Source organism: Agrobacterium sp. K11, assembly GCF_059429395.1.
This window is the reverse complement of sequence record NZ_JCAHRB010000003.1, coordinates 641,042-653,960: the sequence shown is the minus strand read 5'-3', so window position 1 is coordinate 653,960 and position 12,919 is coordinate 641,042. Positions and strand designations below refer to the sequence as shown.

Below are 12,919 nucleotides of genomic sequence, written 5' to 3'. Positions count from 1 at the left end.
TGATCAGGCAGCGGTCGCCTGCTCCTGATTGAGGAAGGCGTAAATTGCCGTGTCGGAATCGGTGGCACGCAGCTTGGCCACCAGCTCGGGGTCGCGCAAAGCTCGGGCAATTCTCGACAGCGCCTTCAGATGATCCGCGCCGGCGCCTTCGGGTGCAAGCAGCAGGAAAACCAGATCGACCGGCTGGTCATCCAGCGCCTCGAAATCAACAGGTGTTTCAAGACGTGCGAAGACGCCGGTGATCTGATGGATGCTGCTCAGCTTGCCATGCGGAATGGCAATGCCGTGCCCCACACCGGTGGAGCCGAGTTTCTCACGCTGGAGGATGACGTCGAAAACTTCCCGTTCCGAGACTCCGGTAATTCTGGCTGCCTTTGCGGCCAGCTCCTGAAGCAATTGCTTTTTGGAATTCACCTTGAGGGCGGGAATAATCGCATCTTGTTGCAGCAAATCTGCCAACGCCATTCTCTTTTTCCTTCATGCCATCGAGACGATGCAGGAGGCAGATACGCTTTCGCGCTCTGCCTCCCATGTCTTGTCAGACTGTTCAGCTCTTGATCGTTTCCGCGTCGATCCAGCCAATATTGCCGTCATGTCGTCGGTAGACGATGTTGAGATATTCCTTGCCGGGGCTGCGGAACAGCAGAACCGGTTCGTCCGTCATGTCGAGCGCCATCACGGCGCTGGCGACGGACATCGTCTTTATCTGTTTCGAACTTTCCGCAACGATCGTGGGTGCGTAGTCTTCCGGAACCTCGTGGTCCTCATCGGGGACAGCATCCATTACCGTATAGGCGATTTCCGACATCGCGCCGTTCGCCGCGGAACCATTGTGGTGATGGTCCTTCAGCTTCCGTTTGTAGCGACGCAGGCGCTTCTCGATACGCTCGGCGGCGGCATCGAAACTCGCTTGCGGATCATTTGCCTGACCCGCCGCATGCAATACAACGCCCGTATCGAGATGCAGTTTGCAATCGGCTGCAAAACGCGATCCGGACTTCTCTACGGTCACTTGGCCTGAATACCCCCCATCGAAGTATTTGGTAACTGCCAGACCTATATTGTCCTCAATCCGCTGCCGGAAAGATTCGCCGATCTCCATATGTTTACCAGATACACGCACACTCATGGAAAATTTCCTTTTTGTAGTGATTTGCGAGTACCAGCTTACGTCAAGCCGCGCGCGCATCCAAGCGTTTCGAAGGCCTTTAAAAGCCCCCATTCGAATTTTACGCCCATGGACGGTGGAGATGAATCCGTTACAAATGACCTTGCTTACGTGTGCGGCGGGCTTCTAGCCCTTGCCGTAGCAAGAGTCAATGGTGCGGCTGGAAAGCCCTGAAAACGTGACCAGCGCCACCGCTCAGAACGCCGACAGTCTGGCCAGGGCCTTCTTCTCGCGCCGTCTCTGAACGGAGGATGGGATGTTCATCGCCTCGCGATATTTGGCCACGGTCCGGCGGGCAAGATCGATACCACTCTTTTTCAGATTATCGACGATATCGTCATCGGAAAGCACTGCGTCGGCGGCCTCCTGCGCGATCATCGCCTTGATGCGATGACGCACGGCTTCTGCCGAATGGCTGTCACCGCCTTCCACCGAGCTGATGGAAACACTGAAGAAATATTTCAGCTCAAACAGGCCGCGCGGCGTCAGCATGTATTTTTTCGACGTCACCCGGCTGACGGTGGATTCGTGCATCTTGATGGCGTCGGCCACCGTCTTGAGGTTCAGCGGGCGCAGGTGGTCCACGCCATTGACGAGAAAGGCGTCCTGCTGGCGCACGATTTCGGTCGCCACCTTCATGATCGTTCTGGCGCGCTGGTCGAGGCTGCGGGTCAGCCAATGGGCCGTCTGCATGCATTCGGAAAGGAAATCCTGATCCTCTCCCTCACGCGACTTGTGCCTTGAAACCTCTGCGAAATAGGTCTGGTTGATGAGCACGCGCGGCAGGGTCTCGGGGTTGATTTCCACAAGCCAGCCGCCGGCAGAGGAGGGGCGAATGATGATATCAGGAACGATTGTCTCGGAAACGGTCGAATCGTAACCAGCGCCCGGACGCGGATTGAGCGTGCGGATTTCCGCCAGCATGTCGAGAAGGTCTTCCTCATCCACGCCGCAGAGTTTTTTTAGAGAAGCGAAATCCCGTTTCGCCAGAAGCTCCAGATTGTCGATAAAAGCCCGCATTGCCGGATCAAGCCTGTCCTTCTGGGCAAGCTGGATCGCCAGACATTCGCTCAGCGAGCGGGAAAACACGCCGGGAGGATCAAAGCCCTGAAGCGTCTCCAGAATTCGCTCCACTGCCGAAGGCGCCGCCCCCAGCCGTTCAGCGACGTCTTCGACGGCATCTACGGCGATATATCCGGTCTCGTCGAGCTGGCCGATCAGCGCATCGGCGATCATCCTGTCTTCCACAGAGGATATGGCGAGAGGCAATTGCTGATTGAGATGGTCGCTGAGGGTCTGTTTCGCGGCAACGAAGTCGTCGAGATCGTAACTCTCGCCTGACTCCTGCCCGGGCATGGATTTCCACTGCCCCGCAAGTTCGGGTGCGTCGGGCTTTCTGGGTTCGGTATCGTCGGGAAAGACATTTTCGAAGCTGGTGTCGAGCTGTTCGCCGAGATTTGCCGCGCGATCGCCGTACCAGTCGTCGCTGTCGGCCGTTACCGGCGCGGACTTGTCGGACCCTTCGCTGTCGGCATCGCCGAAATTCTCCGCATCAACAGGGCTATCGCTGCTCAAATCGCCGTCGTTTGCCGCAATTTCAAGCAAAGGATTGCGCTCCACCTCCTGCGCGATGAACTGCGTCAGTTCGAAATGCGTCATCTGAAGCAGCTGGATGGACTGCATCAGTTGCGGTGTCATCACGAGAGACTGGTTTTGACGCAGCAAAAGGCTGGCAGATAATGCCATGGCGGACGCGAAACTCCCCTTACAGCTTCTTCGTCGCCACAAATTTCATAAATTTTGCGCAGGCAACGAAACTTGGCCCAAAAATTGCTTTTTTATTATGTTTGGTCAAGCGTCACTGCGGGGCGCGATGAAGAATCTTTCGCGCCCGGGAGCTTAAAGGCTAAAATTATTGCCGAGATAGAGCCGGCGCACATCCGGATTGTTGACGATATCGTCCGCACGGCCATGGGTCAGAACCTCACCGGCATGGATGATATAGGCGCGGTCAATGAGGCCGAGCGTTTCGCGGACATTGTGGTCGGTGATGAGAACGCCGATCCCGCGCGCGGTCAAATGTCTGACAAGGTTCTGAATGTCGCTGACGGAGATCGGATCGACGCCGGCAAAAGGTTCGTCCAGAAGCATGAAGGTCGGATCGGTCGCCAGAGCACGGGCGATTTCCAGACGGCGACGTTCGCCGCCCGACAGCGCGACAGCGGGCGATTTGCGCAGCTGCGCAATGTGGAACTCTTCCAGCAACTCATCGAGCTTGCGGCTGCGCTTGGCGCTGTCAGGTTCGTGCACTTCCAGCACGGCGCGGATGTTTTCCTCGACTGTCAGTCCACGGAAAATGGAGGCTTCCTGTGGCAGATAGCCGACACCGAGGCGGGCACGCCTGTACATCGGCATGGTAGTGACGTCGTTGCCGTTGATGGCGATCTTGCCGCTATCGACAGGTACGAGGCCCGTGATCATGTAGAAACAGGTGGTTTTGCCCGCGCCGTTCGGGCCAAGCAGCCCCACGGCTTCACCACGGCGCACGACCAGCGAGACGCCGTTGACGACGCGCCGTGTATTATAGGTCTTCGTCAGACCATGCGCGATCAGGGTGCCGTCATAGCGAGCCTTGTCGGCCTGCGACGCAGCGTCCACAGGTCGGTCGCGCCCACCGCCAAATATTTTTGAGATCGAGGCTATCTTCACGAGGTGAGACTACTGTTTCTTCTGCTGCGATTTCGGATCGAGCATGATCCGGACAGGGCCGCCGCAGCTTTCGAGCTTTGCCTGCCCCGAATTCATCAGAACAGTGAGCTTGCAGCCGGTGAAGACATTCGCGCCCTCGGACAGCACAACCTGCTTGCCGGTCAGAATGAAGGTCTGCGCCGCCATGTCGAATTCGCCGTGATCGGCCGTTGCCTTCTGCGTCTCGGACGTCAGGTAGACGTTATTGTCGACGAAGATTTTTTCGATGTTGGCGTCACCGCTGGTGAGCGAGGAACCTTCACCCTTGTAATTGACCGTCATCTTGCCGGCCTGAAGGGTGGTGGTGCCCTGCACAACTTTCACGTTACCGGTGAAATAGGCCTTGCGCTCCTGGTCCCGAATCTCGAGCTGATCGCTTTCGATAGCGATCGGCTGGTCGCCGGAGAGCTTGACGCCTGTCATGTTGCTGGTGGTGTTCTGAGCGAAAGCCACGGTTGCAAGACAGGAAAAAGCAAAAGCTGCGGCTGTAACGCCTGCGGATTTGCCAAGGGAAACGGGACGGGAAATTTGCATCATCTGGACCGGGCTCTCACTTGCCTTCATTCTTGATATTGGATGCAGCGATACGTGCGCGTACCTGCCCCGAAAATGTAATAGTCTTGCCATTATCCGCGATATCAATCGATTGCGCAACAATGGCGCCGTCGTTTGTTTTGATCGAAACCGGCTCTTTGCTGCTCATTTTTCCAGCCTTCAGATCGACATCCGCAGATTGGAACTTCGCTTGTATGCCATTGCTGAGATTGATGTCAAAAGGGGCGGTCATCTTCAGCGTGTTGGTGGCCCGGTCGAAAATGCCTTCCTTGGCGATCACCTGGGCGACGCTGTCGTTCACAGGCACCGCAGCCAGAACCCTTTCGAGCGTCATGAGGTTGGGGTTGGCGATATCCTGCAACGCACGATCTGCGTTCATGGAGTAGTCGATCCCCTTCTCGTTGCGGCCCGCAACGGCCGGCTTTTCCATCACGATCTTGCCGTCTTCGATCCTTGCGCTTTCAAGCGAAACCTCTTCGGGCGCCCAGGTGCGAATGAGCGAAACGGCGACGAAGGCAAACGAGATGATCGCCGCACCGAGCGGCAGAATGATTTTCAGCCGCTTCACGCGCGCGGAATGCCTCAGCGCGCGCTCATAAGCGCCGTTCTGGTCATTGGGCAGCGGAAACGCTGGCGCGGGTTGGCGGAGTCTTTCGAGCATAAGAGTGGGTCCGGAAAACTTCCTAGGCGCCACTTTGGCGCGCAACTGAAGCTTATATGTTTATCTTGATGTCTTTGGCATGAGTGCTGTGTCCTGCCAATATGGTTTTTGTCTGGAAAGGTGCAAGGGAAATGCGAATTTAATCGTAATTCTGGTTTCCTTATTGTTTCCTTGCGGCTTCGCGCTAGAAGAACCATATGGCCATGACGCTTACATTACGCTTCAAATGCCGGAAGGCAGGGGTTTTCGATGGATAATATGGCGATAGCGGATCGCAGACGATTGCGCCGCAAGCTGACTTTCTGGCGGATTGCCGCTGTTTTTCTGTTTGTCGCCGGCATTTTCGGCCTCTACCGGTTTTTATGGGCCACCCCGCAGCAAAGCGAGAGACCCCATATTGCCCGTGTCCAGATCTCCGGGCTTATCCAGGACAATACCGAACTTCTGGAGCGGCTGGACAAGATTGCCAAGAGTGACAATGTCAAAGGGCTGATCGTTTCGATTTCATCGCCCGGTGGCACCACCTATGGCGGCGAGCGCATCTTCAAGGCCATTCGCGGCGTTGCGGAAAAGAAGCCGGTGGTGTCCGATGTCCGCACGCTTGCCGCCTCCGCTGGATATATGATCGCATCTGCAGGTGACGTCATCGTCGCTGGCGAAACCTCGATCACCGGCTCGATCGGCGTGATCTTTCAATATCCCCAGATCGGCCAGCTGATGGATAAGCTCGGCGTCTCGCTGCAGGAAATAAAGTCCTCTCCGATGAAGGCGGAGCCTTCGCCGTTCCATGAGGCGCCCGAAGAGGCGAAGACGATGATCCGTTCCATGGTGATGGACAGCTACGGCTGGTTCGTCGATCTTGTGGCCGATCGCCGCAAATTGCCGCGCGAGGATGTGTTGAAACTGGCGGACGGATCGATTTTCACGGGCAGACAGGCGCTCGCCAACAAGCTGGTCGACACGCTTGGCGGCGAAAAGGAAATTCGCGGCTATTTCGAAACGCGCGGTGTTGCCAAGGATCTGCCGATCGTGGAATGGCGCGCACCGTCTTCCAGTTCGCCTTTTTCGCTTTTCAGTGTTGCGCAAATAGCGAAGCTTCTGGGATATGACGATTTAATCCCGTTTGCGGGCTCCGGTCAGCTCGGTGCGGACAAGTTGTTTCTTGACGGTCTTGTTTCCGTTTGGCAGGTTGAGCCGCATTAAAAATCCAATTCTTTCAGGGGGCAACCGTGATCAAGTCTGAACTGGTGCAGATCGTTGCTGCGCGTAACCCGCACCTTTATCACCGTGACGTGGAAAATATCGTCAATGCGGTGCTGGATGAAATCACCGATGCCTTGGCAGCGGGAAATCGTGTCGAGCTTCGTGGTTTCGGCGCATTTTCGGTGAAGAACCGTCCTTCGCGATCCGGTCGGAACCCGCGCACGGGTGAATCGGTTTTTGTCGAGGAAAAATGGGTGCCTTTCTTCAAGACGGGCAAGGAACTGCGTGAGCGCCTGAACCCCGGTATGGGTGACGAAGAGGACGATTGATCGTTCTCACCCGCCGCGCCGGAAACGGAGCCGAGGGAATGCACGCCGCGATGGAGTAATGTCGGATGTCGAAAAAAATCATCAACCTCATCATCCTGCTTCCGCTGGCGATTATCCTCGTCATCCTGTGCGTGGCCAATCGTCAGTCCGTGACGCTCGCGCTCAATCCGTTCCGGCCGGAGGATGGTGTACTTTCCTTCACCGCGCCGTTTTTCGTGTTCCTGTTTCTAGCCGTCATTTTCGGTGTGCTTCTGGGATCTTCCGCCACCTGGTTTGCGCAGGGCAAGCATCGCAAGCGCGCCCGGATCGAGGCGAAGGAAGCCGTTCGCTGGCATGACGAGGCGAACCGGCACAAAGCGGCAACAGCCGCGCAGCTTCCGAATGCGGGCCAACTCCCGGCAAAGTGATGGTGCCGACATTCGTTGCGGCTCTAGTCGAGCGACGCTTGGAATGCTATTTGCTGGCGCGATAAGACGCGGGCAGAAGCGGAAAGATTTCCATTGAAGAAAAAAGACAGCCGGCCGGGCAATCGCGTGCGTGCCGGGAGCGAGAAAAAACAGGTTCATGCCGCAAAGCCGGCACGGCGAATGGACGCGGCACCGAAAAAGCGCGAGCCGGACGCGGTGCGCAGCGCGCCGAAACCTGCGCCGAGGGAAAAGATAGCCCCAGTACCGGCCGTTGAGCAGGTGCCTGCGCGGCCCCTCAAGCATCGCACCGGCGAACGTCCCGCAGAACAGGTTCCGGTAATTCTGGAATCGAGTGGCGCGGGTGATTTTCATCTCATCGACAGCGGCAATGGCCTGAAGCTTGAACAATACGGCGAATATCGCGTCGTCCGTCCCGAGGCGCAGGCTCTCTGGCAGCCGTCGGTTCCCGACCGCGTATGGCAGAATGCCGACGCCATTTTTACTGGCGACACGGATGAAGACGGCATGGGCCGTTGGCGTTTTCCAAAGGCAGCACTTGGCGAAACCTGGCCCCTGTCGCTGCTCGGCGTCGAATTTCTCGGCCGCTTCACAGCCTTCCGGCATGTCGGCGTCTTCCCGGAGCAGATTGTCCACTGGGAATGGCTGAAAAATGCCGTTGAAACGGCTGACCGGCCGCTGAAAGTCCTGAACCTGTTTGGTTACACCGGCGTCGCTTCTTTGGTCGCCGCTGCTGCAGGCGCTGAAGTGACCCATGTCGACGCCTCCAAGAAAGCGATCGGCTGGGCAAAGGAGAACCAGGCGCTTGCCGGGCTCGAACAGGCGCCGATCCGCTGGATTTGCGAAGACGCGATGAAGTTCATCCAGCGCGAGGAGCGTCGCGGCAGCACCTACGACATCATTCTCACCGACCCGCCGAAATTCGGCCGCGGCACCCATGGTGAAATCTGGCAATTGTTCGACCATCTTCCGTTGATGCTCGATATCTGCCGGGAAATCCTGTCGCCCAAAGCGCTCGGTCTGGTGCTGACGGCCTATTCTATCAGGGCCAGCTTCTATTCGATGCATGAATTGATGCGCGAAATCATGCGCGGCGCCGGTGGCGTCGTTGCATCCGGCGAGCTCGTCATTCGCGAGGCCGGGCTTGATGGCAAGACGCCGGGCCGGGTGCTTTCCACATCGCTGTTCAGCCGCTGGGAGCCGAAATGACGAACGACATGCGCGAAAACACGACGCGCCGGGTTGGCCAGGTCAAGGAAGTCACCAGCCTTGCCAATCCCATCATCAAGGATATCAAGGCGCTTACCCAGAAAAAGGGCAGGGAAGAGACCGGCACCTTCATGGCGGAAGGCCTGAAGCTGGTTATCGACGCGCTCGAACTGGGCTGGACCATCCGCACCCTGGTTTACGCCAAGGCGGCCAAGGGCAAGCCGCTGGTGGAGCAGGCGGCCGTAAAGACGGTCGCTTCGGGCGGGCTGGTGCTCGAAGTCAGCGAAAAAGTCATCGCCTCGATCACCCGACGCGACAATCCGCAAATGGTCGTTGGCATCTTTGACCAGAGATGGAAGCCATTGAAGGATATCCGTCCGGAAAAAGGCGAGACCTATATCGCGCTCGATCGGGTGCGTGATCCCGGCAATCTCGGCACCATCATCCGCACGGCGGATGCGGCGGGTGCCTCAGGTGTCATTCTGGTCGGCGATTGCACCGATCCGTTTTCGCTGGAAACGGTGCGTGCGACCATGGGTTCGGTCTTCGCTACGCCCGTTGCCCGCGCCTCGGTTGAGGAATTCCTCTCATGGAAAAAATCAGCCAATGTCAGTGTCGTTGCCACTCATCTTGCCGGGTCGGTGGACTATCGAAAAATCGATTACGCCGGAAAGCCCGTCGTGCTTTTGATGGGTAACGAACAATCCGGCCTGCCGCCTGAACTGGCCGGCAAGGCAGACCAACTGGCGCGCATTCCCCAACAGGGCCGTGCCGATAGTCTCAATCTCGCCATCGCAACCGCTGTCATGCTTTTCGAGGCGCGGCGACATCTCCTCGAACTGGCACCGGTGAAGTAATGGCCAAAGCGGCGTTGTTTTCGAAATTTGGCCCGGCTTTCGCGCTTATCGTTGCTGCCCTTGTGCTGGACCAGGTCGTCAAGCAACTGGTCGAGACCTATCTGCCGTTGCAGGAGATGGTGCCGGTCATTCCGTTCCTGGCGCTTTACCGCACCTATAATCTCGGTGTGGCGTTTTCGATGCTGGCGGACATGCACGGCTGGTTCATCGTCAGCATGCGGCTCGTCATCGTGGTCTTCGTTCTGTGGCTCTGGCGCAAGACGGCGGCGGATCGGACTTTTGCCCATCTTGGCTTCGCCTTCATCATCGCTGGAGCGGCTGGCAATCTTCTCGACCGCTTTTTCTACGGTCACGTCATCGACTACATCCTGTTTCACACCGATACATGGTCGTTCGCGGTCTTCAATCTGGCCGACACTTTCATAACAATCGGTGCCGGTTGCGTCATTCTCGATGAGTTTCTGCACGCCCGGGCGGCTAAAAAGTAAAATTTTAGCGTTTGAGCCAAACATATCAAAACCGCTGCCGTGGTAGCGGTTGTGCATGAGCGAACTGGCACGACTGCGGGAAAAAGTTTCAGATGGCCTCGCCGCCACCCCGGCGCAGCCGGCTGATCGCGTCGACACGACATCTCACCATGGTGGTGCGGGGCGCGGGATAGATGTCAGATCGATCACGCTATACGTTGCCGCGTCATTGTCGGTGGGTGCCTTCTCCGCAGCCTTGATCGCGCTTGCGGTGCCTTATGCGGTCACCGTCGCCTTGGCATCCTTCTTCGGTGCGGTGCTGGTCGGTCTCCTGTCCTACGCCATGTTCGGCAAATCCTTCCAGTATCCCGGCAAACTATCTGCAGATGATTTGGATGTACGGCTACGCCAAACTCAAAACCGATCGCTGATTGCCGAGATCCAGGAGGCCATGGGCGATATCATCGTCATCCGCAATATGGATCGGCGCATCGTCGAGGCGAATGCGGTTTTTCGTGAAGTGACGGGCTGCTCGGCACCCGAAGGGCTGAGCTGTGAGGAAATCGGCATCGCTTTCCGGCCAGGCGACAAGGCCCACACTTATGATGTGGAAATCGCGACCCCGTTCGGTCAGCGCATTTTCTCCTGGCACGATGTCGTCACCCGCGATCTGGCAAGCAGTCGTCTTCTCATCAGCAGCATCGCGAGAGATGTCACCGAGGAGCGGCTGGCACTCGGCGAGCGGGAAAACGCCCGGTTACGCGCGGAAAAGGCCGATGCCGAAAAGGCAAGGCTGCTGGCAACTGTTAGCCACGAGATCCGTCTGCCGCTTTCCGGCATGCTCGGCATGAACCATCTTCTGTCGCAGACGAAGCTCAATGAAGAGCAACGTAATTATCTCGACGGCATGAAGCAGTCCGGTCAGTCGCTGGTACAGTTGGTCGAGGACCTGCTGGATTATTCGACCATGGAGGCGGGCCGTTTCAAACTCAATCCGCGTGCGGAAAACCTGCGCCGGCTGATCGAGAGCATTGTCGAGATGCTGGCGCATCGCGCCCACGAAAAGGGCATCGAAATCACCTCCTTCGTCACGCCGGATGTGCCTGATTATCTGGATTTCGATCCGGCAAGGCTGCGTCAGGTTCTGTTCAACCTCCTCGGCAATGCCGTCAAATTCACGCAGGTGGGCGGGGTCGTCATCCGAGCGCGCATGGCTGAAGGCGAATTGCATATCACCGTCGAGGACACCGGCCCCGGCATGAGCCAAGCGGAACAAGCCCGTATCTTTGGCGAATTCGAACAGGCAGGCCCGATGTCGCAACAAAGTGGGGGAACAGGGCTTGGGCTCGCGATTTCCGCCCGCATCGTGCGGGAATTCGGCGGCAGCCTCACGGTCTTCAGCCGCAAGGGTGAGGGCAGCACCTTCAAGCTGGCATTCCGTCCGGGCAGTTCGTCCACCGGCACGCCGGACCCGGACCGGCACCATTGCCTGCAGCATACCAATGTCCTGCTGGTCGCGCCGAGGGGCGTGGCAGCAACGGTGACGATGGAGGCGATCGAGGCTTTCGGCGGTAAATGCGCTCTTATCCACGAACCGGAGGACTTGGAAAAGCTGCACGGTACAGCTGCCGATCTCACCGATATCATTGTCGACAGGCGTATTTCGCCTCTGTTCAGAGACGCGCTAAGGGATTGGCCGCAACAGAATGTCCGCCGCACGTTGCTGGTCAGTCCCGAAGAGCGGGCGTCGACCATGCATGCGTCCTTCGACGCCTGGTTGATCCGGCCGCTGCGCGAAAAGTCCCTGATTGACGTCCTCTGCGGTCGTCTGCGCGGCATAGAACGGCGCGATGCCATCAACGACAACCATCCGGATGTGGGGTTTTCGTCACGGGTGACGGAGGGGGTAAGCGGCATCGATATCCTCGTGGCCGAGGACGACGCCGTCAATGCGCGCATCATCCGGGCCGTTCTGGAAAAAAGCGGTTACATCGTGCGCGGTGTCGACGATTTTCAGGCCCTGCAGCAAGCCGTGGCGCCCGGCGCAACCCGCCTGCCGCACCTCATCATATCCGATCTCAATATGCCGGGCGGCGAGGGGCTTGAGGTGCTGCCGGAGCTTCTCGGCACGCTGAAGGGTGGAAGAAATATTCCGCTCATCGTGCTCAGCGGCGATGCGAGCGTTGAAACCGCCGAAATCCTGCTGAATGCCGGTGCGGCCAAGGTTTTGACCAAGCCTGCCGACCCGAGACGACTCGTCGAGGAAATCCGCCGCTTGCTGGAGGCGAAACGCCTGCTGCCATCATGACTTGAGAGACTCGCAATGGCTGCATTTTGTCACTATTCTGTCGTCAATTAGTGATTTATGACAGGAAAAATCTTTTGGTGGCGGAGCGATTCCCCATGGTTGCCGAAATCTACAGTCACGACATTTGTGAAAACAAAGTTGTTATTCATCCTCGTCCAGACACCGCTCAGGACAATGAGGGGCTTTTCGGCCGTATCGGCTCGCTGGAAACACGGCTCGCAAGAAACGAGCGGGAGATCGACGCGGCGCAGTCCGTGCGTTACCGGGTTTTCGTTGATGAAATGAAGGCGCGCCTTCCCGCAGACGCCATGCGCCGCAAGCGCGACATCGACGCTTGGGACAGTGTCTGCGACCATCTGCTCGTGCTCGACAAGGCGATTGAAGGCGACAGCGAGGATCAGATCGTCGGTACCTACCGTCTGTTACGTCAGGAAACTGCACTCGCCAATAACGGTTTTTATTCCGCAAGCGAATTCGACATCGCCGGGCTGGTAGCGCGCCATCCGGGCAAGCGCTTCATGGAGCTTGGCCGCTCCTGCGTGCTGCCGGAATATCGCACCAAGCGCACGGTTGAGCTTTTGTGGCAGGGCAACTGGGCCTATGCCGTGAAACACCGCATGGATGCCATGATCGGTTGCGCCTCGTTCCCCGGCGTGCAGCCGGAAGCCCACGCGCTTGCTCTGTCTTTCCTGCATCACAATTGCGTTGCAAAGGGCGAGTGGGCGGCTTCCGCTCTTCCCGAGCTTTATCACGAAATGGACCTGGTACCGGCTGAGGCGCTGAACGCCCGCAAGGCGCTGAACGCCATGCCGCCGCTGATCAAGGGCTATATGCGTCTCGGCGCCATGTTCGGCTCCGGCGCCGTGGTGGACCACGCCTTCAACACGACAGATGTTCTCGTGGTCCTGCCGGTTTCCTCTATCGCCGGCCGCTACATCAGCTATTACGGCGGCGAGACCGAGCGCATCAACGGCTGACCGGTTTTAACT

The 12,919-nt window shown here is 57.9% G+C and carries 14 protein-coding genes; 8 read left to right on the top strand and 6 right to left on the bottom strand.

Translation table 11 applies throughout. The features are described 5' to 3' along the window. Positions 1 to 3: 3 nt before the first annotated feature. The 6 genes from ptsN to lptC all read right to left on the bottom strand — a co-directional run bounded on the left by ptsN (position 4) and on the right by lptC (position 5,132). On the bottom strand, positions 4 to 465 hold the full coding sequence (gene ptsN, locus AC5SEO_RS08350) for a PTS IIA-like nitrogen regulatory protein PtsN (protein ID WP_003493488.1): 462 nt from the start codon (positions 463 to 465) through the stop codon (positions 4 to 6). An 82-nt stretch (positions 466 to 547) separates the two neighbouring features. Beyond that, positions 548 to 1,129 carry a ribosome hibernation-promoting factor, HPF/YfiA family gene (hpf, locus tag AC5SEO_RS08345; RefSeq protein WP_003514759.1) on the bottom strand — a complete coding sequence of 194 codons (582 nt, stop codon included), beginning with the start codon at positions 1,127 to 1,129 and terminating at the stop codon, positions 548 to 550. Positions 1,130 to 1,363: 234 nt separating this feature from the next. Then, a complete protein-coding gene (gene rpoN, locus AC5SEO_RS08340; protein WP_026330653.1) occupies positions 1,364 to 2,914 on the bottom strand; it encodes an RNA polymerase factor sigma-54 in 1,551 nt (516 codons plus the stop codon). Between the two features lie 153 nt (positions 2,915 to 3,067). Then, positions 3,068 to 3,877: an LPS export ABC transporter ATP-binding protein gene (gene lptB, locus AC5SEO_RS08335; protein WP_003514762.1), complete on the bottom strand. Its 810-nt coding sequence runs from the start codon at positions 3,875 to 3,877 to the stop codon at positions 3,068 to 3,070. A 9-nt stretch (positions 3,878 to 3,886) separates the two neighbouring features. Then, positions 3,887 to 4,453: an LptA/OstA family protein gene (locus AC5SEO_RS08330; RefSeq protein WP_003514763.1), complete on the bottom strand. Its 567-nt coding sequence runs from the start codon at positions 4,451 to 4,453 to the stop codon at positions 3,887 to 3,889. Positions 4,454 to 4,466: 13 nt separating this feature from the next. Further along, positions 4,467 to 5,132 (bottom strand): LPS export ABC transporter periplasmic protein LptC, encoded by a 666-nt coding sequence (gene lptC / locus AC5SEO_RS08325; protein ID WP_003514764.1) that lies wholly within the window; start codon positions 5,130 to 5,132, stop codon positions 4,467 to 4,469. Between the two features lie 249 nt (positions 5,133 to 5,381). Here lptC and sppA point away from each other — a divergent pair, with 249 nt between their 5' ends. The 8 genes from sppA to olsB all read left to right on the top strand — a co-directional run bounded on the left by sppA (position 5,382) and on the right by olsB (position 12,907). Beyond that, positions 5,382 to 6,335 carry a signal peptide peptidase SppA gene (gene sppA, locus AC5SEO_RS08320; protein WP_013635364.1) on the top strand — a complete coding sequence of 318 codons (954 nt, stop codon included), beginning with the start codon at positions 5,382 to 5,384 and terminating at the stop codon, positions 6,333 to 6,335. 2 nt (positions 6,336 to 6,337) lie between these two features. Then, positions 6,338 to 6,664 (top strand): integration host factor subunit beta, encoded by a 327-nt coding sequence (locus AC5SEO_RS08315; protein ID WP_219256707.1) that lies wholly within the window; start codon positions 6,338 to 6,340, stop codon positions 6,662 to 6,664. A 65-nt stretch (positions 6,665 to 6,729) separates the two neighbouring features. Then, positions 6,730 to 7,071 carry a LapA family protein gene (locus AC5SEO_RS08310; protein ID WP_003514766.1) on the top strand — a complete coding sequence of 114 codons (342 nt, stop codon included), beginning with the start codon at positions 6,730 to 6,732 and terminating at the stop codon, positions 7,069 to 7,071. A 93-nt stretch (positions 7,072 to 7,164) separates the two neighbouring features. After that, positions 7,165 to 8,298, top strand: coding sequence for a class I SAM-dependent methyltransferase (locus AC5SEO_RS08305; protein ID WP_065661445.1), 1,134 nt, complete (start codon positions 7,165 to 7,167; stop codon positions 8,296 to 8,298). Continuing rightward, on the top strand, positions 8,295 to 9,155 hold the full coding sequence (locus AC5SEO_RS08300; RefSeq protein ID WP_003514768.1) for a TrmH family RNA methyltransferase: 861 nt from the start codon (positions 8,295 to 8,297) through the stop codon (positions 9,153 to 9,155). The genes AC5SEO_RS08305 and AC5SEO_RS08300 overlap by 4 nt, the downstream gene beginning before the upstream one ends. Beyond that, positions 9,155 to 9,643: a signal peptidase II gene (gene lspA, locus AC5SEO_RS08295; RefSeq protein WP_003514769.1), complete on the top strand. Its 489-nt coding sequence runs from the start codon at positions 9,155 to 9,157 to the stop codon at positions 9,641 to 9,643. The genes AC5SEO_RS08300 and lspA overlap by 1 nt, the downstream gene beginning before the upstream one ends. 55 nt (positions 9,644 to 9,698) lie before the next feature. Continuing rightward, on the top strand, positions 9,699 to 11,930 hold the full coding sequence (locus tag AC5SEO_RS08290) for a hybrid sensor histidine kinase/response regulator (RefSeq protein ID WP_174067970.1): 2,232 nt from the start codon (positions 9,699 to 9,701) through the stop codon (positions 11,928 to 11,930). A 95-nt stretch (positions 11,931 to 12,025) separates the two neighbouring features. Next, the gene (gene olsB, locus AC5SEO_RS08285) at positions 12,026 to 12,907 is read left to right on the top strand and encodes a l-ornithine N(alpha)-acyltransferase (RefSeq protein WP_003514771.1); all 882 of its coding nucleotides are present in this window, start codon (positions 12,026 to 12,028) and stop codon (positions 12,905 to 12,907) included. The last annotated feature ends 12 nt before the right edge of the window (positions 12,908 to 12,919 follow it).

Excerpts from the sequence above, each read along its gene's own strand:
- olsB (WP_003514771.1), top strand. The coding sequence starts at position 12,026 with ATGGTTGCCGAAATCTACAGTCACGACATTTGTGAAAACAAAGTTGTT.
- lspA (WP_003514769.1), top strand. The coding sequence starts at position 9,155 with ATGGCCAAAGCGGCGTTGTTTTCGAAATTTGGCCCGGCTTTCGCGCTT.
- AC5SEO_RS08310 (WP_003514766.1), top strand. The coding sequence starts at position 6,730 with ATGTCGAAAAAAATCATCAACCTCATCATCCTGCTTCCGCTGGCGATT.
- ptsN (WP_003493488.1), bottom strand. The coding sequence starts at position 465 with ATGGCGTTGGCAGATTTGCTGCAACAAGATGCGATTATTCCCGCCCTC.
- AC5SEO_RS08290 (WP_174067970.1), top strand. The coding sequence starts at position 9,699 with ATGAGCGAACTGGCACGACTGCGGGAAAAAGTTTCAGATGGCCTCGCC.
- sppA (WP_013635364.1), top strand. The coding sequence starts at position 5,382 with ATGGATAATATGGCGATAGCGGATCGCAGACGATTGCGCCGCAAGCTG.
- AC5SEO_RS08300 (WP_003514768.1), top strand. The coding sequence starts at position 8,295 with ATGACGAACGACATGCGCGAAAACACGACGCGCCGGGTTGGCCAGGTC.
- rpoN (WP_026330653.1), bottom strand. The coding sequence starts at position 2,914 with ATGGCATTATCTGCCAGCCTTTTGCTGCGTCAAAACCAGTCTCTCGTG.
- lptC (WP_003514764.1), bottom strand. The coding sequence starts at position 5,132 with ATGCTCGAAAGACTCCGCCAACCCGCGCCAGCGTTTCCGCTGCCCAAT.
- AC5SEO_RS08330 (WP_003514763.1), bottom strand. The coding sequence starts at position 4,453 with ATGATGCAAATTTCCCGTCCCGTTTCCCTTGGCAAATCCGCAGGCGTT.
- hpf (WP_003514759.1), bottom strand. The coding sequence starts at position 1,129 with ATGAGTGTGCGTGTATCTGGTAAACATATGGAGATCGGCGAATCTTTC.